21 protein-coding genes are annotated in these 24,253 nt (G+C 68.9%); 14 read left to right on the top strand and 7 right to left on the bottom strand.

The annotated features are described in order from the left end of the window. Positions 1–33: 33 nt before the first annotated feature. Together SNAS_RS31620 and SNAS_RS31615 are read left to right on the top strand one after the other, a co-directional pair. Entirely contained in the window at positions 34–741 is a 708-nt protein-coding gene (locus tag SNAS_RS31620; protein ID WP_013021578.1) for a CDP-alcohol phosphatidyltransferase family protein, read from the top strand. Continuing rightward, positions 738–2,006 carry an MATE family efflux transporter gene (locus SNAS_RS31615; RefSeq protein WP_013021577.1) on the top strand — a complete coding sequence of 423 codons (1,269 nt, stop codon included), beginning with the start codon at positions 738–740 and terminating at the stop codon, positions 2,004–2,006. The genes SNAS_RS31620 and SNAS_RS31615 overlap by 4 nt, the downstream gene beginning before the upstream one ends. Here the strand turns inward: SNAS_RS31615 and SNAS_RS31610 are convergent. Next, on the bottom strand, positions 1,973–3,136 hold the full coding sequence (locus SNAS_RS31610) for a glycosyltransferase family 4 protein (RefSeq protein ID WP_013021576.1): 1,164 nt from the start codon (positions 3,134–3,136) through the stop codon (positions 1,973–1,975). The two genes, SNAS_RS31615 and SNAS_RS31610, sit on opposite strands and share 34 nt — an antisense overlap. A 46-nt stretch (positions 3,137–3,182) precedes the next feature. Between SNAS_RS31610 and SNAS_RS31605 the strand changes: the two genes are divergently transcribed. The 7 genes from SNAS_RS31605 (at position 3,183) to SNAS_RS31575 (ending at position 12,057) form a co-directional block, all read left to right on the top strand. Further along, complete coding sequence (locus SNAS_RS31605; protein ID WP_013021575.1) at positions 3,183–4,631, top strand: O-antigen ligase family protein; 1,449 nt, start codon at positions 3,183–3,185, stop codon at positions 4,629–4,631. A 198-nt stretch (positions 4,632–4,829) separates the two neighbouring features. Further along, positions 4,830–6,293 carry a sugar transferase gene (locus SNAS_RS31600; protein WP_425281062.1) on the top strand — a complete coding sequence of 488 codons (1,464 nt, stop codon included), beginning with the start codon at positions 4,830–4,832 and terminating at the stop codon, positions 6,291–6,293. 68 nt (positions 6,294–6,361) lie between these two features. Further along, positions 6,362–7,510 (top strand): LCP family protein, encoded by a 1,149-nt coding sequence (locus tag SNAS_RS31595; protein ID WP_013021573.1) that lies wholly within the window; start codon positions 6,362–6,364, stop codon positions 7,508–7,510. A 192-nt stretch (positions 7,511–7,702) separates the two neighbouring features. Then, positions 7,703–8,695, top strand: a complete 993-nt coding sequence (locus SNAS_RS31590; RefSeq protein ID WP_144300702.1) for an LCP family protein — start codon at positions 7,703–7,705, stop codon at positions 8,693–8,695. Between the two features lie 165 nt (positions 8,696–8,860). Beyond that, a complete protein-coding gene (locus SNAS_RS31585) occupies positions 8,861–9,919 on the top strand; it encodes an LCP family protein (RefSeq protein WP_013021571.1) in 1,059 nt (352 codons plus the stop codon). A 49-nt stretch (positions 9,920–9,968) separates the two neighbouring features. After that, a complete protein-coding gene (locus SNAS_RS31580) occupies positions 9,969–11,612 on the top strand; it encodes a fumarate hydratase (RefSeq protein WP_013021570.1) in 1,644 nt (547 codons plus the stop codon). 22 nt (positions 11,613–11,634) lie between these two features. Beyond that, the gene (locus tag SNAS_RS31575; RefSeq protein WP_013021569.1) at positions 11,635–12,057 is read left to right on the top strand and encodes a hypothetical protein; all 423 of its coding nucleotides are present in this window, start codon (positions 11,635–11,637) and stop codon (positions 12,055–12,057) included. Positions 12,058–12,112: 55 nt separating this feature from the next. Here SNAS_RS31575 and SNAS_RS31570 read toward each other — a convergent pair whose 3' ends face one another. The 3 genes from SNAS_RS31570 to SNAS_RS31560 form a co-directional block, all read right to left on the bottom strand. Then, positions 12,113–12,742 (bottom strand): hypothetical protein, encoded by a 630-nt coding sequence (locus SNAS_RS31570; RefSeq protein WP_013021568.1) that lies wholly within the window; start codon positions 12,740–12,742, stop codon positions 12,113–12,115. Positions 12,743–12,847: 105 nt separating this feature from the next. Continuing rightward, positions 12,848–13,255, bottom strand: a complete 408-nt coding sequence (locus SNAS_RS31565) for a VOC family protein (protein ID WP_013021567.1) — start codon at positions 13,253–13,255, stop codon at positions 12,848–12,850. A gap of 31 nt (positions 13,256–13,286) precedes the next feature. Beyond that, positions 13,287–13,976 (bottom strand): lysophospholipid acyltransferase family protein, encoded by a 690-nt coding sequence (locus SNAS_RS31560; RefSeq protein WP_013021566.1) that lies wholly within the window; start codon positions 13,974–13,976, stop codon positions 13,287–13,289. Between the two features lie 170 nt (positions 13,977–14,146). Here SNAS_RS31560 and SNAS_RS31555 point away from each other — a divergent pair, with 170 nt between their 5' ends. The 4 genes from SNAS_RS31555 to SNAS_RS31540 all read left to right on the top strand — a co-directional run bounded on the left by SNAS_RS31555 (position 14,147) and on the right by SNAS_RS31540 (position 18,905). Then, entirely contained in the window at positions 14,147–16,027 is a 1,881-nt protein-coding gene (locus SNAS_RS31555) for a DUF2264 domain-containing protein (protein ID WP_013021565.1), read from the top strand. A gap of 215 nt (positions 16,028–16,242) precedes the next feature. Beyond that, positions 16,243–17,154, top strand: a complete 912-nt coding sequence (mshD, locus tag SNAS_RS31550) for a mycothiol synthase (protein WP_041625309.1) — start codon at positions 16,243–16,245, stop codon at positions 17,152–17,154. A 69-nt stretch (positions 17,155–17,223) separates the two neighbouring features. After that, the gene (locus SNAS_RS31545; protein WP_013021563.1) at positions 17,224–18,165 is read left to right on the top strand and encodes a daunorubicin resistance protein DrrA family ABC transporter ATP-binding protein; all 942 of its coding nucleotides are present in this window, start codon (positions 17,224–17,226) and stop codon (positions 18,163–18,165) included. Beyond that, positions 18,162–18,905, top strand: a complete 744-nt coding sequence (locus tag SNAS_RS31540) for an ABC transporter permease (RefSeq protein WP_013021562.1) — start codon at positions 18,162–18,164, stop codon at positions 18,903–18,905. Before SNAS_RS31545 ends, SNAS_RS31540 begins: the two co-directional genes overlap by 4 nt. Here SNAS_RS31540 and SNAS_RS31535 read toward each other — a convergent pair. Genes SNAS_RS31535 through SNAS_RS31525 form a run of 3 tightly spaced genes read right to left on the bottom strand, consistent with a single transcriptional unit; the run spans position 18,889 to position 23,163 of the window. Then, positions 18,889–22,029, bottom strand: a complete 3,141-nt coding sequence (locus SNAS_RS31535) for an ATP-binding protein (protein WP_041625308.1) — start codon at positions 22,027–22,029, stop codon at positions 18,889–18,891. The genes SNAS_RS31540 and SNAS_RS31535 overlap by 17 nt on opposite strands. Further along, entirely contained in the window at positions 22,029–22,430 is a 402-nt protein-coding gene (locus tag SNAS_RS31530) for a hypothetical protein (protein WP_013021560.1), read from the bottom strand. Before SNAS_RS31530 ends, SNAS_RS31535 begins: the two co-directional genes overlap by 1 nt. Before the next feature lie 22 nt (positions 22,431–22,452). Continuing rightward, a complete protein-coding gene (locus SNAS_RS31525) occupies positions 22,453–23,163 on the bottom strand; it encodes a response regulator transcription factor (protein ID WP_013021559.1) in 711 nt (236 codons plus the stop codon). Positions 23,164–23,281: 118 nt separating this feature from the next. Between SNAS_RS31525 and SNAS_RS31520 the strand changes: the two genes are divergently transcribed. Continuing rightward, on the top strand, positions 23,282–24,229 hold the full coding sequence (locus SNAS_RS31520; protein WP_144300701.1) for a hypothetical protein: 948 nt from the start codon (positions 23,282–23,284) through the stop codon (positions 24,227–24,229). Positions 24,230–24,253: the final 24 nt, after the last annotated feature.

Here is a 24,253-nt window from a genome sequence, read left to right as displayed (position 1 = left end):
CACCTTGTCTGAACTTTGACACACTGTCGGGCCATGAGCCGAACCGATTTGCGCTACGCCGACTTCCTGTCCAACAACCGCGGCGGAAATCTATTCACTTATGTCGTCAACCAGCGCATCGGCGCCTTCTTCGCGCTACAGGCGCACCGGGCCGGGCTGGCGCCCACGGTGCTGACCCTCATCAACCTGGTGTTCTCGCTGGGCGCGGCGGTCACGATCATCGCGGTGGCGGCCTCGGCCGCCGACGGCGAGGTGACCTGGTGGCCGATCGCGATCGCCGCCGCCGTCGCCTGGCAGATCGCCTATTCTCTGGACTGCTCGGACGGACAGCTGGCCCGCGCGGCCGGACTCAGCTCGCCGGCGGGCAAACGCATCGACATCCTGTGCGATGTGGCTGCGCAAGGTGCATTCTGCGCGGCGGTTGCCGCTGTTGCCGTGGCCTATTCACCCGACGTTCCCGCTTGGTTCATCGCCGCCTTCGCTTCGCTGTGGATGGTGAACCTAGTGACGTCCATTCTGCAAACGGGCGAGTCCTCCGGCTCGATCGTGACCTCGAAGAAGTTGGTCTTCGAGCTCGTCAAACTCGTCCGGGACACCGGAGTGATCGTCCTGTTGGTGCCGATCGTCCTAATTGTCTACCCGGAGGGCATGGTGTGGTTGATGGCATTGTTCACTGTGGTCAACGGGTTGTTCCTGTTGGCCAGCATCGCGTTCACGGCGAAGAACGCCCTGCGAACATGACGATCGGGCGGCGGCTTTCCTGGGGTCTTGCCGACCAAGCGGTCATCGCCGCCGCCAACGCGGGCAACGGACTGCTCGCCACCGTCTTCCTGCCCCCCGCCGAGGCGGGCATCGTGCTGGTCTGCCTGGCCACCGTCTACGTCGCCATGGGCCTCAACCGGGCCTTCATCGGCGACGTCCTGCTCGCCCAGGCCTCCCGCTTCGAGGGCACCAGCCGCCGCCGCATGCACACCGACGCGATCGCCACCGCCTGCTGTTCCGGGACCGCCGTGGCCGTGGTGCTCGCGCTGCTGTGGCTGCTGTGGCCCGGCCGACTGCTGGACCCGCTGATCTACCTGGTCCCCTTCATCCCGGCACTGTTCGCCCACGACACCGCCCGCTACTCCTACCAGTCGCAATTGCGGCAGCGCAGCGCCTTCGTCATCGACATCGCCTGGGTCCTGGTCCAGGGTGGCCTGGTCGGCATCGGTGCGGCACTCGGCGCCCTGTCCGGGCCCTGGCTGCTGGTCGCCTGGGGACTGGGCGCCTGCATCGGCGCCATCGTCTACCTGCTGCGCGGCGGCATCGTCCCGTGGCGGGGACGGCCGGTGCGCTGGCTGGCCCACACCCGCAAACTGTCGGTGTGGTTCACCGGCTCGGCCGTCATCGGCCAGGCCCAGATCCAGCTGATCGCGCTGCTGATCCCCAGCCTGCTGGGCGCGGCGGCCTTCGCCGGACTGCGGCTGGCGCACCTGGTGATCCTGCAACCGATCCAGAACCTGGTGCTCGCCTCGATGGGCCTGCTGGTGCCCCGTACCTCCACCCTGACCGAGGCCGGGAACATCGAGGGACTGCGCAACCAGACGAAGAAGGTCGTCGTGATCGCGCTGGGCCTGGCCGTGGTGCTGTTGGCCGTGGTCACCCTCGCCGCCGAGCCGGTGCTGAGCTGGTACCAGGGCGGCGCCTACGCCGAGGTCGCGCCGCTGGCCTGGCCGGTGGGGATCCAGGCCGGTATCTACCTGCTCCAGATCCCGTTCACCGCGACGGTGCGCGGCATGCGACAGGGCAAACTCGTCTTCCTCCAGTACGCGCTGTTCACCGTCACCAGCCTGCTGGGCGTCGGCATCGGCGCCACCACCTTCGGCCTGACCGGCGCCGCCTGGGGGCTCACCGTCGGTTCGGCCGTCGGCCTGGCCGTGATGATCTACCTGGCGATGTACGCGATGCGGCAGTTGACCACGCCGCCGGTGCGTCAGTCCCTGGTACCCGCCGAGAGCTCGGCGTAGATGTCCAGCTGCCGCGACACGACCACCTCGGGCGCGAAGGTGCTCAGGTAGCGCTTACGGGCCACTTCGGACAATGACGCCGCCGTGCGGTGCATGTCGGTCAGGCCCCGCGCCATGCCGTCCGCGGTGGGCTCGACGATGACACCGGCGTCGCCGATCATGCGCGGCGGACCGCCCAGATCGGTGGTCAGCACCGGACGCGCGTTGGACAGCGCCTCGATGACGACGGTCGGCAGCACGTCCTCGCACAGCGAGGACACCACCAGGGCGGCCGCCGAGCGCAGCCGTCCGGCTATCTCGTCGTGCGGCAGCGGACCCACGAAGTCGATGTCGGAGCGGGCGGCCGCCGCCGACTCGACCATTGCGCGATCCGGGCCGTCGCCGATGATCGACAGCGTGCCCAGCGCGCCCTCGGGGTGCCGCCGCCACGCCTCCAGCAGCAGCCCGACGCCCTTCTCCGGCGACAGCCGACCCAGGTACATGAAGCCGGAACCGGTCTCGTCGTGCACGCCGGGGTCGGGGATCGAGTTGGGTTTCACCCGGATCTGCTCGGAGCTGATGCCGTAGTCCCGCAGGTGATCGGCGATGTGGTCGGTCAGCGCGATGTAGCGGTCGATGCCGCGCCAGGTCGAGCGGTTGACCGCCAGCGTCGTGGCCATGATGACGCTCTGGGCCCGCGAACCCCGGTAGCAGCCGTGCTTGATGCCCGGCAGCGCGAAGGACTTCCCCTTGCAGTCGTGGCACATGTGACCGTCCCGGAAGTACATGGCGCTCATGCACACCTGCCGGTAGTTGTGGACGGTCTGCACGGCGGGCACGCCCAGCTTCTGCGCGGTGCGCACCACCGCCGGGGACAGGAACGGGTACGGGTTGTGCAGGTGGAACACGTCCGGCTTCTCGGTCTGGATCAGCCGGGTCAGCTCCTTCTGGGTGCTACGCGAGTAGATCGGCGACGCGGCCAGCGCCACCTTGCCCGGCAACGACAGCGACGCGATCTCGTCGCTGGAACGCTGGAACGGCACCACCTCCACCCCGGCCTCGGTGAGCTGGCGGATCTCGTTGTCCACCATGGAGTTCTCTCCGGACGGCTGTGCCGAGGAGTACCTGTTGTGCGCGATAACGACCTTCACTCGTCGTTAACCTTCCTAGCCACCTGGTTGTGTGAGACTGTGCCGCGTGTTGACGATACTCAGTGTCGCCACGGCGCTCATCGCTGCGAGTGCGATGGCCTGGCTCGCCTTGAGTTTGCGCGGCAGCTCGCCGCGAAGCCTGTTTCTCGGCGTCTCGATTCCTTTGCTGGGAATGATCGCATGGACCTACGGCGCCACGCCGATCGTGGTGTGGGCCGTCCAGGGCGGCATCGGTCTCGTCGCGCTGGCCTGGACCTATCCCTGGCTGCGCGACGCGGGGAAGCTGCCCCGCGTCGGCGCGTTCTGGCTGGCCGTCCCGGCCTGGTTCATCGGCGCGCTGGCGCCGCTGTTGCTCGGCGGGTTCACCGTCGCCGCCCAGCGGGTCGTCTACGGCGGCTTCGCGGTGGCGATCATCCTGCTGGTCCTCGCCGCCGCCGACGCCACCCGCAACCGGGCGCTGCGCTCGGACGCCGACGGTTCCGACGTGTCGGTGGGACTGGCCGCCGGTTTCCTGCTGTGCCTGGCGCTGTTGATGCTCACCGGCGCCACCCAGGTGCTGGCCGCCGAACACTGGACCGTCGGTGGCCAGTGGGGCCACGAGATGCAGAACCGGTTCTGGGGCGGACCGTGGCTGGGCTACCACCCGAACTTCATCGGCCTGACCGCCGTCATGGTGGCGATGCGGATCGGCCCCGACCCCCGCTTCACCCGGACGCAGCGGCTGGCCGCCTGCGGCGTGGCCGCGTTCCTGTTGCTGCTGGTGGAATCCCGCACCTCCTTCATCGTCGCGTTCGTGGCCGCCGGGGTGTTCGCGCTCGGCCACCTGGCCCGCGGCGGCGTCTCCTGGTGGCGGCCGTGGCGGTGGGTCGCCTCGGCCGCGGCACGACGGGTCACCGGGATGGCGCTGGCGCCGCTGTTGGCCACCGCCATCGTGTTCGCGTTCGCGGGCGGCACCGACATGCTGCTGAAGAACCGCTACGACGACCAGCAGTCCGGTTCCGTCGACGGCCTGCTGTCCGGGCGCGCCGAGATCTGGGGCGACATGCTGGCCGACTACGCCGACGGCTCGATCGCCGAGCTGGCCTTCGGCAACCCGGACAACGCCCGCGGCGTCCACCTCACCATCACCGATCCCGAGCACCCCGACTACGAGACCCAGGCCAAACACACCGCCGACAACGCCGCCATCGGCGTGCTGTTCCGCTCCGGCGTGGTGGGCCTGGCCGCCTTCACCCTCGGGCTGGTGCTGTTGATACGGCACGTCTTCCGGCGCGGCTCACCGCCGTGGGTGCCGATCGCGGTGGCGGCGCTGCTGGTCGGCGGGCTCACCGAGGACGAGATCGCGTCCACCGCCCCGGCCTGGCTGCTGGTGTGCGCGGCCGAACTGGCGGCGGTCAGGGCCCGGCCGAACCGTTGGTGGCCACAGCCCGATGCCGAGGAGGACACTGGGCAAACTCGCCTGAACGTCCCAGTGCCGACATCCCCGAAAGGCTGAGGCGGGACCATGGCAGGCTAGGGTGCTCCCATGCGCCGAACCGGGCGGCGAACCCGGACGGTTTCCGAGTTCCCCGGTTCTAGAGGATGTGTGGTGACAACAAGCCTGCAGCGTCCATATTCCGGACGCCGCCTGACCGAGACGCGGGTGAACGTGAACGTCGAGCCGGTGACTGAAGGTGTGCCGCGATCGGCGTGGATGCTCAACTCCAGAGCCTCCACCTGGCATGGACCGTACGTGCTGCTGCTGCTGGCCTTCGACTACATGGCCGCGCTGATCGCCTCGGTGCTGACCGTCAGCGTCATCAGCAGGTTCTCCGACCTCATCGACACCCCGGCCGCCGGTTTCTACGTCGTCCGCGACGGCGTCTCCAGCATCTCGCCGATGTTCTACATCGTCGCCTACTGGCTGCTGCCGCTGACCTGGGTGCTGGTGCTGTGGGGCAACGGCGCCTATGACCGCCGCTACCTGGGCATCGGCACCGACGAGTTCAAACGCGTGGTGCGCTCGGCGGCCATCATCGTGTCGGTGGTCGCGATCCTGACCGTCTTCACCAAGACCAACGTCTCCCGTGCCGCGCTGTTCACCGCGCTGGGAGTCGCGTTCATCAACATCTCGCTGCTGCGGTTCGGCGCCCGCCGGGTGCTGCACTCGCTGCGCGCCAAGGGCCGGGCGATCCAGCGGATGCTGCTGGTCGGCGCCTACCCCGACACCATCGAAGTGCACAACGCCGTCACCCGCACCACCTACGCGGGCATGGTCCCGGTGGGCATCTACCTCACCGAGGGCGCCGCGTCGGTGCGCGGCCTGGAGACCCCGGTGCCGATCTTCTCCAACCGGGACGTGGTCGAACTGGCCGCCGACCTGGACGCCGACACCATCGCGGTGTGCGGCAGCGCCAGCACCGAACCCGGTGAACTGCGCCGGCTGGCCTGGCAGCTGGAGGGCACCGGCCGCGATCTCGTGGTGGCGCCGCAGCTGACCGACATCGCCGGGCCGCGCGTCCACATCCGCCCGGTCGAGGGACTGCCGCTGCTGCACGTGGAGGAACCCACGTTGTCCGGCCTGTCCTGGCTGGTCAAGAACGTGCTCGACCGGATCACCGCCGCCGTGGGCCTGCTGCTGCTGACCCCGGTGCTGGCCGCCATCGCGATCTACATCAAGGCCACCAGCCCCGGACCGGTGTTCTTCCGGCAGCCCCGGGTCGGCATGGAGGGCCGCACGTTCCACTGCTGGAAGTTCCGCACCATGTACATCGACGCCGAGGAACGACAGGCGGCGTTGATGATGCAGAACGAGTCCGACGGGCTGCTGTTCAAGATCAAGGACGACCCGCGCGTCACCAGCGCCGGGAAGTTCCTGCGCAAGACCTCGCTGGACGAACTGCCGCAGCTGATCAACGTGCTCAAGGGCGAGATGTCGCTGGTCGGTCCCCGGCCGCTGCCCGCCGACAACGGCGACTTCCTCGGCGACGTCCGCAGGCGGCTGCTGGTGCGGCCCGGCATCACCGGGCTGTGGCAGGTCTCGGGCCGGTCCGACCTGTCCTGGGACGACGCGGTGCGGCTCGACCTGTTCTACGTCGACAACTGGTCGCTGACCACCGACCTGCAGATCCTGCTGCGGACCATCGCGGTCGTGCTGCGCCGCCGGGGCGCGTACTAGCGCGGTCACCGCGAGACACGGCACGTTCCTGTGAGGCGCTTTAAGGATCGCCGCCTAATCTTGTACGGATGAGTAGCTACCGCTCCGGTTCCGACCGTCCCCGCGCCAGCGCGCGCGTACCGTCGGGGCCGCGTGCCACCGGTGGTCACCAGTACTCCGGCAAGACCTACGGCGGTGGCGGCGGACCGCGGGTGAAGCCGCCGACCAACACCGCCCGCATGGTGGTACTGACCTGTCTGGTCGTCTCGCTGATCTTCACGCTCGGCGGGATCGGCGCCTGGGGCTACGCGAAGTCGCTCAACAGCGGCCTGGACCGCTTCGACGCCTTCGACGGCGTCAGCGACCGGCCCGAGGACGACGACGGGCTCAACATCCTGGTGCTGGGCAGCGACTCCCGCAACCCCGACTCCACCAAGGACAGCCGCGCCGACACGATCATGATCGCGCACGTGCCGTCCAACGGCGAGAAGGCGTACATGATCTCGCTGCCGCGCGACCTGTGGGTGAACGTCCCGGCCGCCGGCGACTGGGGCGGCGGCAAGAACAAGCTCAACTCGGCGTCGTTCTTCGGCGGCGTCCCGCTGATGGTGCAGACCGTCGAAGGCTACACCGACGTCCACATCGACCACGTCATCGAGATCGACTTCAATGGACTCATCAAGGTCGTCGACGCGCTGGGCGGCGTCACGATGAACGTCGAGGAGGCCGACGCCCCCGACTACGCCACGCCCGGCAAGCTCACCTCGATCCACAAGTACAAGGGCAAGGAACCCCGGACCTGGAAGGCGGGCAAGCAGACCCTCGACGGTGAGTCCGCTTTGGACTACGTCCGGCAGCGCAAGCAGTTCAACGAGGGCGACTTCGCGCGGATGCGGCACCAGCGCGAACTGCTGAAGGCCATGATGGACAAGGCGACCAGCGCGGGGATCATCACCTCGCCCGGCTCGCTGACCGACTTCCTGTCCTCGGTCACCGACGCGGTGAAGGTGGACAAGGAGTTCGACCTGATCTCCACCGGGGTGTCGCTGTCGAGCCTGCGCTCCAAGGACCTGGTCTTCATGGTCAGTCCCAACATCCCCAACGGCTACGACGAGGCCACTGGCCAGAGCATCGTGGAGTCCGACAAGGAGAAGGCCTCGGCGCTGTACAAGGCCATCGCGGCCGACGACATGGCGTCCTGGGCCAAGGACCATCCCAAGGACGTCAAGGGCTCCTGACAGCGGCATTGACCAGCAGTTTTCACTGAAAGCCTTGAGGCGGTTACATTCGCGCGCGTTTATCCGGTTATGGTGCCCGCTTACGGCGAGTAAGCGAGGATGGGCGACATGGGCAGACGAGGCAGGCGGCGCGCTGTCAGTCCGCGGTCCCCGGTCTGGGCGAAGGTCCTGGTCGGGACCGGTGCCGTGCTCATGACAGCCTCGATGGTCACCGTCGGGTACACGAAGATGATGCTCGACAAGGTCAACGACTCCGTGCACAGCAAGGACCTGCTGGGCAACTCTGGGGGCGGCGGCGATATCAAGGGGCCGTTGAACTTCCTCATGATCGGCACCGACCAGCGGGTCGGTTCCAAGGCCGAGGCGCGTACCGACTCGATCATGGTCCTGCACGTCAACTCCAGCCTCACCGAGGCCACCATCGTGTCGATCCCGCGCGACCTGCGCGTCGAGATCGCCAACTGCGGCACCCTGTTCTCCAGCCCCTGCCAGACCAAGATCAACGACGCCTACCCGGCGGGCGGGCCCTCGGTGGAGGGCTCGGTGTCGAACCTGGCCGAGACCGTCACCCATCTGACCGGCGTCAGCTTCGACGGCGCCGCCATCGTCAACTTCGAGGGCTTCCTGGACGTGGTCAAGACGCTGGGCAGCGTCGAGCTGTGCCTGCCGATGGAGATGACCCCGGCGCACGCGAAGGGGCAGACCTTCCCCAAGGGCTGCAACGACTACGGCTACGCCGACGCGCTGGGGATCGTGCGGGAGCGCTACGCCTACGACCCGACGAACCCGGAGTTCGACCCGTCCTGGGGCATCGGCGACTACGGCCGTCAGCACATGCAGCAGCACTTCGTGAAACAGCTGCTCAAGCGCGCCGCCGAGAAGGGCTACCTGTCCGATCCGACGAAGGTCGGCGACCTCATCGCCCGCATCGGCGACCAGCTGACCCTCGACCTGGGCGGGCACACCCCCGTCGACTTCGCCTTCGCGCTGCGCGGGATCAAGCCCGAGGCGCTGGCCACGGTGAAGATCCCCTCCGAACCGGCCGACATCGAGGGCGTGTCGTACGTGGTCACGCAGCCGGGGGAGCAACAGGAGACGGCGGACCGGCTGTACGAGGCGATCCGCTCCGACGACCTGGACAAATGGATCCCCGAGAACAACGAATGGGTCAACAAGGACGACTGAAGGTGCGAGCAACCCCGCCGTTCAACTGTCGTTATTGGACCGTCAATTCCGGGTTCACCTGCGAAAACGCCGCGAAGGTGACCAAATTGTGACCCGTTTATCTTTGTCACGGCCGGGTAACGTTGATTGTCGGTTGTCAATCCCCTCGACGGAGCGTGGTTTTCAGTGGCAGAACGCACCTCAGGCCGCCTGGCGAAATACGCCCGGCCCAGGAAGGCGCCGCTGTGGTCGAAGATCGTCCTCGGCCTCGGCTGCGTCCTCCTCGTGCTGTCCGGCGGAGCCATCGCCTTCGGCAAGACCCTGCTGAACAAGATCGACAGCATCCAGCAGGAGGACATCCTCGGCAACAAGGACGCCGACGGGGAGGTCGACGGCCCGCTGAACCTGCTCATGGTCGGGGCCGACCTGCGACCCAAGTCCGGCGAACCCGCCCGTGCCGACACGATCATGATCCTGCACATCGACAAGGACCTCGAGCAGGCCAACATCGTGTCGATCCCGCGCGACCTGCGGGTGGAGATCCCCGACTGCGGTGACGGCCAGCCCTGCACCGACAAGATCAACGCCTCCTACACCTACGGCGGCTCCAAACCCAAGGACGGCGCCGCCAACCTCGCCAAGACCATCACCAACAACTTCGGCGTCGAGTTCGACGGCGTCGCGCTGGTCAACTTCGAGGGCTTCCTCGACGTCGTCAAGGAGTTCGGCGGCATCGACCTGTGCCTGCCGCACGACCTCGACACCAAACACGGCGGCGTCTACAAGAAGGGCTGCCAGCGCTACAAGCCTGACGACGCGCTGGCGATCGTCCGGGAGCGCTACGCCTGGCCGGACGGCGACTACGGCCGTCAGCGGATGCAGCAGCACTTCGTCAAGCAACTGCTGAAGGAAGCCGACAAGCAGGGCTACGTCAGCAACCCCACCAAGGTCGGCGGGCTCATCGACCAGGTCGGCAAGCAGCTGATCCTGGACCTGGGCGGCATCAAGACGTCCAACTACGCCATCGCGTTGCGCGGCATCAAGGCGGGCGACATGGAGAGCGTCAAACTCCCCAGCGAGTCGCAGACCATCGACGGCATCTCCTACGTCGTGATCCAGGAGGGCCAGCAGAAGCAGGACGCCGATTCGCTGTTCGACGCGATCAAGGACGACACGCTCTCGCAGTGGCTCAAGGACCACCCCGACTACCTGAACAAGGACCCGTCGGAGAAGGACAAGAAGTGAGCCTGACCGCCGCCGGAAACGGCTGCGGCGCGGTATAGCCTGGCCCGTTATGAGCGACGACTTCGCCTATACCGACCTGCTTCCCCTCGGGTCCGACGACACCGAGTACCGGCACCTGGGTACCGAGGGTGTCGAGGTGGTGGAGGCCGCGGGCCGCAGGCTGCTGACCGTCGACGGCGACGCCCTGTCCCGGTTGGCCGCTGAGGCCATGCACGACATCTCGCACCTGCTGCGCCCCGCGCACCTGCGGCAGCTCGCGTCGATCCTCGACGACCCCGAGGCCTCCGGCAACGACAAGTTCGTCGCGCTGGACCTGCTGAAGAACGCCAACATCGCCGCCGGTGGCGTGCTGCCGATGTGCCAGGACACCGGAACCGCGATCGTCATGGGCAAACGGGGACGCCACGTCCTCACCGACGGCCGCGACGCCGAACACCTCAGCTGCGGCGTCTATCGCGCCTACCGCGACCTGAACCTGCGGTACTCGCAGATGGCACCGCTGAACATGTGGGACGAGAAGAACACCGGCACGAACCTGCCCGCCCAGGTCGAGCTGTACGCCGAGGGCGACGACGCCTACAAGTTCCTGTTCATGGCCAAGGGCGGCGGCAGTGCCAACAAGTCGTTCCTGTACCAGGAGACCAAGGCCGTGTTGAATCCGACGCGGATGATGCAGTTCCTGGAGGAGAAGCTGCGCGCCCTGGGCACCGCGGCCTGCCCGCCCTACCACCTGGCCATCGTGGTGGGCGGCACCAGCGCCGAGTTCGCCCTCAAGACCGCCAAGTACGCCTCGGCGCACTACCTGGACACGCTGCCGACCACCGGATCCGAGTCCGGGCACGGCTTCCGGGACCTGGACTTGGAGAAGCAGGTGCTGGAGCTGACCCGGCAGTTCGGCATCGGCGCCCAGTTCGGCGGCAAGTACTTCTGCCACGACGTGCGCGTCGTCCGGCTGCCGAGGCACGGCGCCTCCTGTCCGGTCGCGATCGCGGTGTCCTGTTCGGCCGACCGGCAGATGCTCGGCAAGGTCACCGCCGAGGGACTGTTCCTGGAGAAGCTCGAGAAGGACCCGGCCCGGTACCTGCCCGACACCACCGGCGAGGACCTCGGCGGCGACGTCGTCCAGGTCGACCTGAACCGGCCCATGGACGAGATCCGCGCCGAACTGTCGCGCTACCCGGTCAAGACCCGGCTGTCGCTGACCGGCCCGCTGGTCGTGGCCCGCGACATCGCGCACGCCAAGATCGCCGAACGGCTCGACGCGGGCGAGGCGATGCCGCAGTACCTGCGCGACCACGCCGTCTACTACGCCGGTCCCGCCAAGACCCCCGCCGGTTACGCCTCCGGCTCCTTCGGCCCCACCACCGCCGGACGGATGGACTCCTACGTGGAGCGGTTCCAGGCGGCGGGCGGCTCGCTGGTCATGCTGGCCAAGGGAAACCGTTCCAAACAGGTCACCGACGCCTGCCAGGCCCACGGCGGCTTCTACCTCGGCTCGATCGGCGGCCCGGCCGCCCGGCTGGCCAAGGACTGCATCAAATCCGTTGAGGTGCTTGAATACCCGGAGCTGGGCATGGAGGCGGTGTGGAAGATCGAGGTCGCCGACTTCCCGGCCTTCATCGTCGTGGACGACAAGGGCAACGACTTCTTCGCCAAGACCTCCAAGCCGACCCTGACGATCAGCACCCGCTGAGCGTCCCCAGAGGATTTTCTTGATGACGACCGAAACCCCTGCGGCCGTGGGCAAGCCACCCAAGGCCGCGACACTGCTGCTGGCCGGGACCTGCGTGGCCTACCTGCTGCTGACCGGCCTGGACGCGAAGTCCACGGCCGTGCTGGCGGGTTCGCTGGACTTCTTCGGCCTGAAGACGGTGGCGCTGGACGGCTTGCTGGCGTTGGGTTTCGGGTACGTGGCGCTGCGACTGCGGCGCGGTGGCCAGGGTGTTCACGTCGTCGCTTTCGTGCTGACGGGCGCGGCGCTGTGGCGGGCGATCGATGTGCTGCTGGACGCGGCCTCGGCTTCGTTGGGCAACGACTTCCAGTACTGGCGGATCGGCCAGCTGGCGACCGCCGCGCTGCTCGTGATCGCGGGGGTCGCAGCGGTCGTCGCCTCGGCGTTGCTGGCCCGGCGCCGCTAACTCGCGGCCGCGACGTTGGCCCGGCGCGGCTGGCTGTAGCCCGGCGCGGTTCCGCCTATTCCGGCTTGGAGTCGCTTGGCTGGCGCCGCGTGGCGGCGAAGCTGATCAGTCCGGCGACGACAGCGGCGGCTGCCCCGACGCCCACGACGAACTTGAAGGACGAGCCGAAGACGAGCGGAACGCCGACGCCGCCCGCGATGACGAGGCCGAGCACCGGAATCAGCCAGACGACACCGCTTCTCGACGAGCACCAGTCGCGGACGCCGCGCAGCCACAGCAGGATGACGGCCGCGGCCGCGACGGCGGCGGGGATGATCATCGCGCCTTCAAGGAAGGCGTCCGTGGCATCCACCGGGGGCTCGACGCGGAGATCTTCGACCAGCTGCGTCAGGCCAGCGCCGACCGTGGCGGCGCAGCCCGACACCGCCGCCAGCCAGGCGAAGTAGCGTCCCCGCGCGATCCCGATTGCCGCCGCGCCAAGCGCGATGAAGAGCACCGCCGCGTGGGCGAGGAAAACCGACGAGCTGGTGTCGTCGGCGAAGAATGCGGCACCGAAGGACAGAAAGAGCCACCACCCGGCACCGAAGAAGGCGGCGACACCAACTACGGCGGCGGCAACCGAAGCAACAGTGGAAATCGGACGGGTCGCCGGGAGGTCGCTCGCTGACTGTGACGTGGTGGGCATGTCAACGAGCCTATGCGGACAGTCGCCACCCGGTCATCGGTCAACACAGCGAATTGACTGACCGAAGCGTGTAAACCGTCCTGGACCTGAAAGACGTCTCCGCGACTACTTCCGCGGCCAGACCGCCTTGCCGTCCTGCCACTTCACACCCTTGTTGCGACACAGACAGAACGGATGCCCCACCGGGTCGGTGTAGATCTGCCAGCCGAACCCCTCGGGCCCGATGAAGTCCTTCCGCAGCCTCGCCCCCAGCGCGACGACGCGGCGCTGCTCGGGTTCGATCTCGTCCACCTCGAAGTCGAGGTGGAACTGCTTGGGATGCTCGTCGTCGGGCCAGTTCGGCGGCCGGTAGTCGTCCACCCGCTGGAACGCCAGCTCGATCTCACCGAACTTGATCCCGGCCCACTGGTCGGTGCTGTCGTCCTTGACCGGGCGACCGGTCAGCTCGGCGTAGAACGCCGCCAGCCTCATCGGGTCGGGACAGTCGATGATGACGTCGGTGAATTGCAGCATCAGGCGATCCTGCCACGAGGTCGCGGCCCGGTCACTCCGATGGGGGTTCGCTGTTGACCTGGCGACGTCGCGCGTAGGTGTCGACGTACTCCTGGCCCGACAGGTCGGCGATCGCCGCCATGATCTCGTCGGTCACCGCCCGCAGCGTGATCCGGTCCGGGGCCAGCGAGTTGGCGTACTTCGTGAACGCCAGCGGCTTGCCGATCCGGACGCTGACCTTGGCCAGCCGGGGGCGGGTGGTGCCGAAGGGCAGCACCTCGTCGGTACCCGTCAGCCCGATGGGGATGACCGGGGCGCCGCTGGACAGCGCCAGTCGCGCCACGCCGGTGCGGCCCTTGTGCAGTTTGCCGTCCGGGCTGCGGGTGCCCTCGGGGAAGATCGCGAAGAGTTGCCCGTTCTGGAGCACCTGCTCGCTGGGGCCGAGCGCCTGGGCGCTCTTGCGGCCGCCGGAGCGGTCGACGGCCACCTGGCCCAGCCCGCGCACCGTCGCCCCGATCAGCTTGCCCTTGAGGCCGGGGCGCATGAAGTACTCGATCTTGGCCATGGTCGCGATGTGCCGCGAGGTGGCAAGGGCGAGGAAGTAGTGGTCCGCGACCGACAGGTGGTTGCAGGCCAGAATCGCCGGTCCCTCTTCCGGAATGTGTTCGCGCCCTTCGAAGTCCGGACGCCAAGCCGCGCGGATTACGGGTGCCACTGTCCATTGCAGCGTTTTGTAAAGCACGGGAGACTCTTTCGGTCGGGCGAACGCAACCAGTCGACCGGAAAACGATAGTCCGGCGGACCTTCCCTATCTTGCCCGCAATGCCGATGTGAGGCCAGCAGCACAACTATTCATCCAGGTAGCGCCCCCCAACTGGACACATACCCGAAACCTTGGATAGCGTTTGCCAAATGCGGCTTCCGTCACTCGACACCACCATTTCCCCGCTCACCGGCTACACCCGCGCCCACTGGGAGACGGTGGCGGACGGTTGGCTCACGCAGGCGCTGCGTCACGCTTCACCGCGACACGCCCTGTTCCGCATCCCGGGACGGCACGCGTCCTCGGGTCCCGAATCCGACGCGCTGGAGGGCTACGCCCGCAGCTTCCTGATCGCCGCGCCCCGCATCGCCGGCGGCGGCGACGCGCTGAACCTGGCCGAGCGGTACGCGCAGGGGTTGATCGCGGGCACCGAGCCCGGCGGGGACGAGAACTGGCTGCGCGGCGTCGACTGCGTCCCGCCGCTGACCGGCAAGACGCAGCCGATCGTGGAGGCCGCCAACATCGCCCTGGGGCTGCACCTGTGCCGGGAACAGGTGTGGGACCGGCTCGACGACCGGCAGCGGGAGCCGATCGTCGACTGGCTGGCCCACCACGCGTCCCGCAAGGCCTGGCCCAACAACTGGGTGCTGTTCACCGCGATCGTGGAGGCGTTCCTGTCCTCGGTCGGCGTCGACACCTCGGCCTATCGCAGTGACGCCGACGTCCGCTGGGTCGAGTCCTGGCACCTGGGCGACGGTTGGTACACCGACGGCCAGCGCCGCAACATCGACTACTACAACGCCTGGGTGATCCACCCGTTCCTGTGGGCCTGGTACGACATGGTCGGCGATCGCGACCCCGACGGCGCCTGGCGGTGGCGGCAGCGGCTGGCCGCGTTCCTGCGCTCGTACGGTCTCATGTTCGGAAGCAACGGTTCCCCGGTGCAGCAGGGACGGTCGCTGACCTACCGGACCGCGACCCTGGCCCCGCTGTGGCTGGGCCAGTTCACCGGCGCCGCCACCGAGGACCCCGGCGCGGTGCGCCGGATCGCCTCGGGAACCCTGAAGTACTTCGTGGACGCCGGGGTCGGCGCCGACGGCCCGCCCTCGCTGGGCTGGCGCGGCGGCGAGTACCTGCCGCTGACCCAGTACTACTCCGGTCCGGGCTCGCCGCTGTTCGCGGGCATGGGTTTCCTGGGCCTGGCGCTGCCCACCGACCACGCGGTGTGGGCCGCGCCGGAGACGCCGCAACCCGTCGAACGCGGCGACGCGGTCGTGGCGCTGCCGGGCGCGGGCTGGCTGTTGCAGTCCACCGCCGCCGACGGCATCGTCCGGCTGCTCAACCACGGCAGCGACAAGATCACCGCGGGCACCCCCGACCCGGATCCGGTGTACATCAAGTACGGCTACTCGACCCACACCGCCGCCGGGCACGGGGCCGCGTTCGAGCAGGGCGCCGACGGTGAGTTCGTCGTCATCGACGCGCAAGGCCGCGAGTCGCGTCGCCGGGGCATCGACCACCACCACGTCGGCGACACCTCCGCGCTGTCCCGCAACCGCTTCGACACCGGCACGGTCACCTCGGCCTCGGTCGTGTCCGGCCGGTTCGAGGTCCGGATCCACCGCGTCGACGCCGGGACGGCCGTCCGGGTCCGCGAAGCCGGTCAGCTCATCGCCGACGACCGGCCGCTGGCGTCCGACGCCGGGGACGGCTGGGCCTGGGTGAGCGACGCCGACGGACTGACGAGCGCCGTGATCGGGTTGCTCGGCTACGACCAGGGTGCGATCTCGGACACGTTCACCGCCGTCAACGCCTTGGGCGACAACGCTTCGGCCCCGCAACTGGTCGGGGGTGAGGGGCGGATCTTCGCCGCGTTGCATGTCCTGGCTCACACCCAGGACGCCGAGGCGGCGGTGGCCGAGTGGCTGGACGCGGCCCGGGTGAGCGTGTCGGGGGGCCTGGTGACGGTGCGCTGGCAGGAGGATTCCCAGGTCAGCGTGGATTTTGATGCATTGCCGGGCGTCCCGTGACAAAAAGGTGGACCGAGCGCCCCGGCACGGCGCTCGGTCCCAGCGTGTCGGCTTCGACCGAAGTCATCTGCCTTCACACGGGTAATCACGCCAGGTGGGGCGCCTTGGTTGCAAGAAAATTCTCGGATACTTGAGATTCAATCGGACGTATCGAAACGGTCGGGTCCAATGGCACCCACTCGCCTCTAGGGGCAAAGCCACGTACGGTGATTCGCGTGGAGATTTACGAACGCCTGGAGGCCGCCGCGGTCGCCGAGGTTCTGGAACTAGTCGAGGCCGGTGCCAGGGCGGACGGACTGTCCGCGCTCAACGAGCAGACGATCCTGAATCTGCGGCACGGCGGCGCCGAGGCTGAGCCCGGCGCCCACCTCATGATCCGGGACGCGGAGGGCACCCTGGTCGGCTACGCCAACCTCGAACTGGACAACGACGGCGTCGCGGCCGTCGAGATGCTGGTGCACCCGACACACCGGCACAACGGCCACGGCGAGGCGTTGCTGGCGGCCCTGATCAAGCGCGCCACCGCCGCCAAGTGCCGGGCCCTCACCATCTGGGCGCACGGCGACCACCCCACCGCGCTGCTGTTGGCCGACCGGCACGACTTCACCCGCGACCGGGTGCTGTGGCAGATGCGCCGCCACCTGACCGACGCCGACGGTGACGGCGAGCCCGCCGCCGGGATCACCATCCGCTCCTTCGTCCCGGGCCGCGACGAGACCCGGCTGCTGGAGGTCAACAACGCGGCGTTCGCCGACCACCCCGACCAGGGCGGCTGGACCGTCCGCGACATCGCGATGCGCGAACGCGAGGACTGGTTCGACCCCGAGGGGCTGCTGCTGGCCGAACGCGACGTCGACGGCCAGGTGCTGGGCTTCCACTGGACCAAGGTCCACGGCAGCGGCGACTCGGCGATCGGCGAGATCTACGTGCTGGGCGTCGCCCCGGAGGCGCAGGGGCTGAAGCTGGGCGCCGCCCTCACCACCGCGGGGCTGCGCTACCTGCGCGGCCGGGGTCTGGACACCGTCATGCTGTACGTCGACGAGTCCAATGTGCGCGCCGTCCGGCTGTACACCGGTGCCGGTTTCACCCGCTGGACCACCGACGTCAACTACCACAAGAAGCTCTAGCCGTCGCGTGTCAGGCCGTGTCAGTGCGGTGTCAGGGCGGTGGCGGACCGGCCGCTGATAGTTGGCCGCATGACGAACACAGCGATCGCGGTCTCGGGACTGCGAAAGGCCTATAAGGACAAGGTCGTGCTCGACGGCATCGACCTCGACGTCCGTGCGGGCACGATCTTCTCCCTACTCGGTCCCAACGGGGCAGGCAAGACCACGACCGTCAACGTGCTGAGCACCCTGACGAAGGCCGACGGCGGCTCGGTGCGCGTCGCCGGACACGACGTCGAGACCGACGCCAAGGCGGTGCGCTCCGCGATCGGTGTCACCGGCCAGTTCGCGGCGGTCGACGAACTGTTGACCGGCCAGGAGAACCTGCAACTGATGGTGGACCTGAACCGGGCCGCCACCGGCAACGGCAAGCACGCCGTCGCGCGGTTGCTGGAACGCTTCGACCTGGTCGAGGCGGCGAAGAAGCCCGCTTCGACCTACTCGGGCGGTATGCGCCGCAAACTCGACCTGGCGATGACGCTGGTCGGCAACCCGCGCATCATCTTCCTGGACGAGCCGACCACCGGGCTGGACCCGCGCAGCCGTCGCACGATGTGGTCGATCATCCGCGACCTGGTCGCCGACGGCGTGACCATCTTCCTCACCACCCAGTACCTCGACGAGGCCGACCAGCTCGCCGACCGGATCGCGGTGCTCGACAAGGGACACCTGGTCGCCCAGGGCACGTCCGCCGAACTCAAGCGTCAGATCCCCGGCACCCACGTCCGGCTCCAGTTCGCCGCCCCCGCCGAGCTCGAAGCGGCGACGCGGCTGTTCCCCGGCTCCACACCGGACGCCGACTCGCTGACGCTGCGGGTCCCCAGCGACACCGGGACGAAATCACTGTGGACGCTGCTGAACCGGCTCAACGAGAACTCGCTCAGCGCCGAGGAGTTCACCGTCCACACTCCCGACCTCGACGACGTCTTCCTCGCCCTGACGGGCCACACCACGGAGGTGGAATCCCGATGAAATCCCATTCGATGGTGATGTTGCGCCGCAACTTCAAACACATCGCCCGCAACCCGGTCTCGGTGTTCAACTCGATCCTGATGCCGATCTTCATGCTGCTGATGTTCGTGTACATGTTCGGCGAGGCGTTCAGCGTCGGCGTCGACTATGTGGACTACGCGACGCCGGGGCTGATGCTGATGGCCGTCTGTTATGGACTGGGAGCCACCGCGACCGCGGTGAACTCCGACATGACCAAGGGCATCATCAACCGGTTCAAGGTCATGGACGTCTCCCGGGGCGCGGTGCTCAACGGCCACGTCATCACCAGTGTGCTGACCAACGTGATCGCGATCGCGGCCCTGGTCGGGGTGGCGTTCGCGATGGGGTTCAGCCCGGCGGCGGACCTGCTGGACTGGCTGGCCCTGGCCGGAATCGTGATCCTGCTCGGCTTCGCGGCCGGTTGGCTGACGATCGCCCTGGGGATCGCGGCGAAGTCCCCCGAGACGGCGGGCATGGCCGCCGTACCGATGGTGCTGCTGCCGTTCTTCTCCAGCGCGATCGTCCCGGCCGACATGATGGGCCCGGGCCTGCGGGAGTTCGCGAAGTACCAGCCCTTCACGCCGATCATCGAGACGATGCGGGGCCTGCTGGCCGGTAAGCCGGAGACCGGTGACACGCTCACCGCCGTCGCCTGGTGCCTCGGGATCGCCCTCGTCGGCTACCTGTGGGCCCGGTCCACGTTCAAGAAGCGAGCGTGACCTCGACCAGCTGAGTCCAGCTCGTCTCAGTTCCCTCTCGAACCGCCTCGGCGTACTCCTTGTCGCCGAGGCGGTCTCGCGTTTCCCGCTCGATGCGGTCGGTGTCCGGCTGCGAGCGGTCCGGCAGACCGCGCACGGCCTCGCTCGCCGCCAGCAGCCGCGCGGCCTGCTCGTACTGTCCGCGCCGCAGCGCCAGGCCCGCGATCATGAGCAGCCCGTGCGCGATCAGGGCGGGGTGCCCCAGTTCGACGATCGACCGGTAGACGACGGCGCAGTGTTCCCGGGCCTCGTCGAGATCCTCGGCGAGGTAGGCCAGCAGGCTGTGTGTCAGTACCCGGACGGTCGGCCGTTCCGTCATTCCGGTCAGCAGCGACGTCACGACGTCGAGCTGTCGGCGCACCTCGTCGGTGTCGCCACGCCACCGCGCCAGTTCGGCCTTCGCGAAGGTCAGCTCCGTCAGCGCCTCCGGCCAGGTGACCCGCTCGGCGAGCCGTTCGGCCTCGGCCATCGCGGCGGCGCTGGCCTCGGTGTCGCCCAGCAGCCAGTACAGCAGCGCCTGCCGCGACCGCATCCGGGTGACGTCCTCGAAGGCGCCGACCTCGGTGACGACCACGGCCGCCTGCTCGTAGTACTCACAGGCGGCGGCGAACTCGCCGCGCATGGCGACGCGGTCGGCCAGTTCGGTCAGGGCGAAGGAGATGCCGAACCGTTCGCCCAGCGCCCGGAACTCGGTGAGCGCCTGTGCGAGGCTCTCGTCGGCTTCCGGCCCACCGTGGCCGAGCAGGATCCGCGACTTGCCCAGATGCAACCGGGCCAGCGCGCGCACCCACGGGTCCTCGTTGTCCAGCAACGTTTCCCAGGCGGGCAGGATCTGGTCGGGCCCCTGCATCATGCGTTCCAGCGGGACGGCGATGGCCAGCATCGGATTGCGGGAATCGCTGCGCTGCGCGTAGTGGTACGCCTTGTGGATCAGTTCCTCGACGTGGTTCTCGTCGGACGCCCGTCCGGCGCTGGCGAACGACACGGCCAGTCCGTACACGATGGCCCGGGTCTCGTCGTCGACGTCGCCGGGCAGTTCGCTGGCGGCGGTGACCAGTTCCGTTCCCTCGGTGCGGCGTCCGCACAGCCACCAGTAGAAACCGGCGCCCGCAGCCAGCCGCATCGCGGCCTGGGCTTCCCCGGCGGCGATCGCGCCGCGCATCGCGGCGCTGATGTCGTCGCGTTCGGCCTCCAGCACGGCGATCCACTTCAGCTGGTCGCCGAGGCGAAGCTGCGGGTCGGCGGTCTCGGCGAGCTCGGTGACATAGGCCAGGTGCGCGTGGCGCGCCAGTTCCGACTCCCCGGCCTCGGCGAGCCGCTGCGCGGCGTACTCCTTGATGGTGCCGAGCATCCGGTAGCGCGGCGCGCCTTCGCCTCCGGTGACCAGCAGCGACTTCTCGGTCAGCGCGGCGAGCAGTTCCAGCACCTCGTCGACTTCGACCGTGTCGCCGCCGCAGACGCGTTCGGCGGCCTCCAGGCTGGCTCCGCCCGCGAACACCGACAGCCGACGCAGCACCGTCCGTTCGGCGTCGGACAGCAGTTCCCAGCTCCAGTCGACCATCGCGCGCAGCGTCCGGTGCCGGGGCAGCGCGGTGCGGCTGCCGCCGGTCAACACCCGGAACCGGTCGTCGAGCCGGGTGGCGAGCTGTTCGATGGTCATGATGCGCAACCGGGCCGCGGCCAGTTCGATCGCCAGCGGCATCCCGTCCAACGTCCGGCAGATCCGGGCCATCGTCGCCAGGGTGGGGGCGTCGACGGCGAAGTCCTTGCGCACCGCCCGGGCCCGGTCCCGCAGCAGTTGGACCGCCGGCGCGGCCTCGATCGCGTCGAGGTCGGCGTCCTCGTCCGGCAGCTCCAGCGGCCCGACCGGCCACAGTGCCTCACCGGTGATGCCGAGCGGTTCCCGGCTGGTGGCGAGGATCCGCAGCCGTCGGCACTCGCCCAGCAGCCGGTGCGCCAGGGCGGCGGCCGACTCGATGACGTGCTCGCAGTTGTCCAGGATCAACAGCGCGTCCCGGTCGCGCAACGCGGCGACGAGCCGTTCGGTCGGATCCAGAGTGGACGGCTCGCCCAGCAGCGCGTCCCGCAGCCCCAGCGCGGTGAGCGCCGCCTGCGCCACGTCGCCGTCGGCGCCGATGGCCGCCAGTTCCACCAGCCACGCCCCGTCGGGCAGGTCGGTCAGCAGCGTGCGCGCGGTCTCGGTCGCCATCCGGGTCTTCCCGGAGCCGCCCGGTCCGGTCAGGGTGGTGAGCCGGTGTTCGCCGATGAGCTTGCCGACCGCGGTGACGTCGGCGTCCTTGCCGATGTAGTTGGTGAGCTCCTCGCGCAGGTTGGTGTCACGGTTCTCCTCCTGCCGTCCCAGCTCGCCCCGCAGCAGCGCGACGTGCAGTTCCGACAGCTCCGGCGAGGGGTCGACACCCAGCGCGTCGGCCAGCGCCTCCTTGGTGCGCTCGTAGACCAGCAGCGCCTCGTTGTCGCGTCCCGCCATGACCAGCGCCCGCATCAACGCGGCGGCCAGCCGCTCCCGGCCCGGGTTCGCGGCCACCAGATCGGTCAGTTCCTCGACCAGGTCCGCGCCGTGGCCGAGCCCGACCTCGGCGTCGAAGCGCTCCTCGACGGCGCTCAACCGCAGCCGCTCCAGCCGGGTGACGGCCGCGTCGAAGGAGGCACTGTCGGGCAGCCCGACGTCCTGCATGGCCGCGCCCCGCCACAGGTCGAGCGCCTCTCGCAGCCGCCGCACCCGCAGCGGGTTGTCGTCGTCGCGGGACCGGCTCACCAGCCGCTCGAACCGCACCGCGTCAACGGCTTCGGGATCCAGGTTCAGCCGGTACCCGTCGGTCTGGCCCTCGACCGAGCCCGGCGGCAGCACCTTCCGCAACCGCGACACCAAGCGCTGCAAGGCGTTCGCGGCGTCGGAGGGCGGCTGTTCGCCCCAGATCCAGTCGACGAGCGTCCCCTTCTGGACCACCCGTCCCGGGTTCAGCGCCAACGCGATCAACAGGCCCCGCAACCGGGCGCCCGGTACGTCGGCGGTACTGCCGTCTTCCCGGCGAACCTCGAACGGCCCAAGCATCCCGATCCGCATCAGGTACCGATCACCTGGTCGCGATACTCCTGAAAGGCGCGCCAGCCGGAACTGCCGTTCTCCGGCGTGAGCACGTCGCCGCCGGAGCAGTCGATCACCTGGCAGTTCAAGGCCCCGGCCACCCCGAACATGACATTCTCCATGTCGTCCCCGCCACCTCTGATGTGGAGCATGACGGAGTCGACGGGATCGTCCGAGCCGATGTTGAACTCCATCGACCAGTCCTCCCCGTTCAGCTGGCCCCAGGTGGGGTCCGACAGGTTGGCCTCGGGAGCGACCCGGCTGATGGCGGCGAGGATGTCGTCCCGGCTTCCCAGGGGCGTCGCCGGGATGTCATCCGGAATCTGGTCGATCGCGGTGACACCCTCGGGTATCCGCAGCAGCAGTACGTCCCAACTCATGCGGAACAGTCTGCCAGCCTCGTCAGGCCACGGCCACCGGCGCCGAGTCCGGCAGCGGTTTCGCGGGCGGGGCCACGAACTTGTACCCCACCTGCCGGACGGTGCCGATCATCGACTCGTTCTCGCTGCCGAGTTTGGCGCGCAGCCGCCGCACGTGGACGTCGACGGTGCGGGTGCCGCCGTAGTAGTCGAAGCCCCACACCTCCCGCAGCAGCTGCTCGCGCGAGAACACCCGCCCCGGGTGCTGCGCCAGGTACCGCAGCAGTTCGAACTCCTTGTACGTCAGGTCCAGCGGACGGCCCTTGAGCTTCGCCGCGTAGGTCTCGGTGTCGATGGTCAGATCCCCCACCCGGACCGTCGACTGGCCGGTCTCCGGGGGCACCTCGAGTCGTCCGGTCGCCAGCCGCAGCCGGGCCTCCACCTCGGCCGGGCCCGCGGTGTTCACGATGATGTCGTCGATGCCCCAGTCGGCGTGCACCCCGGCCAGACCGGCCTCGGTCACCACCGCGATCAGCGGGACGGTCATGCCGCCGGTGCGCAGTACCCGGCAGGTGGCGCGGGCCTCGGACAGATCGGTGCGGGCGTCGACCAGCACCGTGTGGGACTGCGGCCCCGACAACAGGGTGCCGACGTCGGGCTTGGCGCAGCGGACCCGGTGGGCGAGGAGGTCGAGCGCGGGCAGCACCGAGGCGGGGACGGCTTTAGCCTGGTTCGTCAGAATTATCAGATCCACGATGAATCCTCCGCGCGTCGCGTTCCGTGCCTAGTCGTTGACCTCGGCGACAGTGGCGGGCCGTCCTAACCCTATCGGTGGTACCGACCGCTCACAAGCACCCACGTAACCTGGGCGCGTGACCGAACCCAGCCCGCCGTACCCGGAGGCTCGCCACGGCCAGCGTGGCGGGCCGGAGTCCGGGCCCACCGCCCCGATCCCGTCCCCCGGAACACCCGACGACGATCCGACGATGCCGCCGCCCACCCCCGTGTTGTGGGCGCGGGCCGGGGTCGTGGTGTTCACCGGCTTCCTGGCGGTGGCGCTCATCGCCGCCACCGGACTGCGGCGGGAGGTGTTCGCCGGGGTCATCCTGGTGATGCAGATCCTCACCGTCGTGACGTACACGCAGTTGCGCAAACCGGCCTCCCCGACGATCACCCTGGTGGCGGGGCTGGTCTCGGCGATCTCCGCCGACTGGCTGGTGTTCTACTCGCACCCGATCTCGCTGGACCGGCTGGTCTACATCCCGGCGATCGCGCTGGGGATCGCGGTGGCCGGACAGTTCTCGCGCGGTCCCGGCCGGGAGGAGCTGACGGTGTCGATGGGTTCGACGCTGTTCCTGTCCGTCGTGGTCAGCGGGTTCGCGGGCTGGATCGGCCTGTTGGGCAAACCGGGTGGGCAGCAGGCGCTGTGGACCGGCGCGATCGCGGTCGGCGCCGCCGTCATGGCCGCCCGGGCCTGTGACCTGACGCTGCCGAAGCCGCGCATCAACCGGCAGGTGCCGCGCGGCGCCTTCGGGGTCGTCATCGGCGGCATGGTGGGCACCGCCGTTGCCGCGTACAGCGCGATCCTGCTGGAGGGCGGCCCGACCCCGGGCACCGCCGCCGTGGGCGGTCTGATCATCGGTTTGGTTGGGGTGCTTGGGGACCTGGCGGCCGGTTACACACAGGCGGGTCGGCGCATCGCGGGCGGCGGCGTGGCACTATGGCCAGTACGCCACGGCCTGGGGCCCCTGCTGGCCTTCGGGGTCGCGGCGCCGGTTTCCTATCTGCTGGGCGTCTACTACCTGACCCAGGGCGGTTAGCCGCCTTCCACCCATTGGAGAACC

It is taken from the genome of Stackebrandtia nassauensis DSM 44728 (genome assembly GCF_000024545.1).
Classification (GTDB): domain Bacteria; phylum Actinomycetota; class Actinomycetes; order Mycobacteriales; family Micromonosporaceae; genus Stackebrandtia; species Stackebrandtia nassauensis.
The sequence above is the reverse complement of the archived record's forward strand: the minus strand, read 5'-3'. Positions and strand labels throughout refer to the sequence as shown.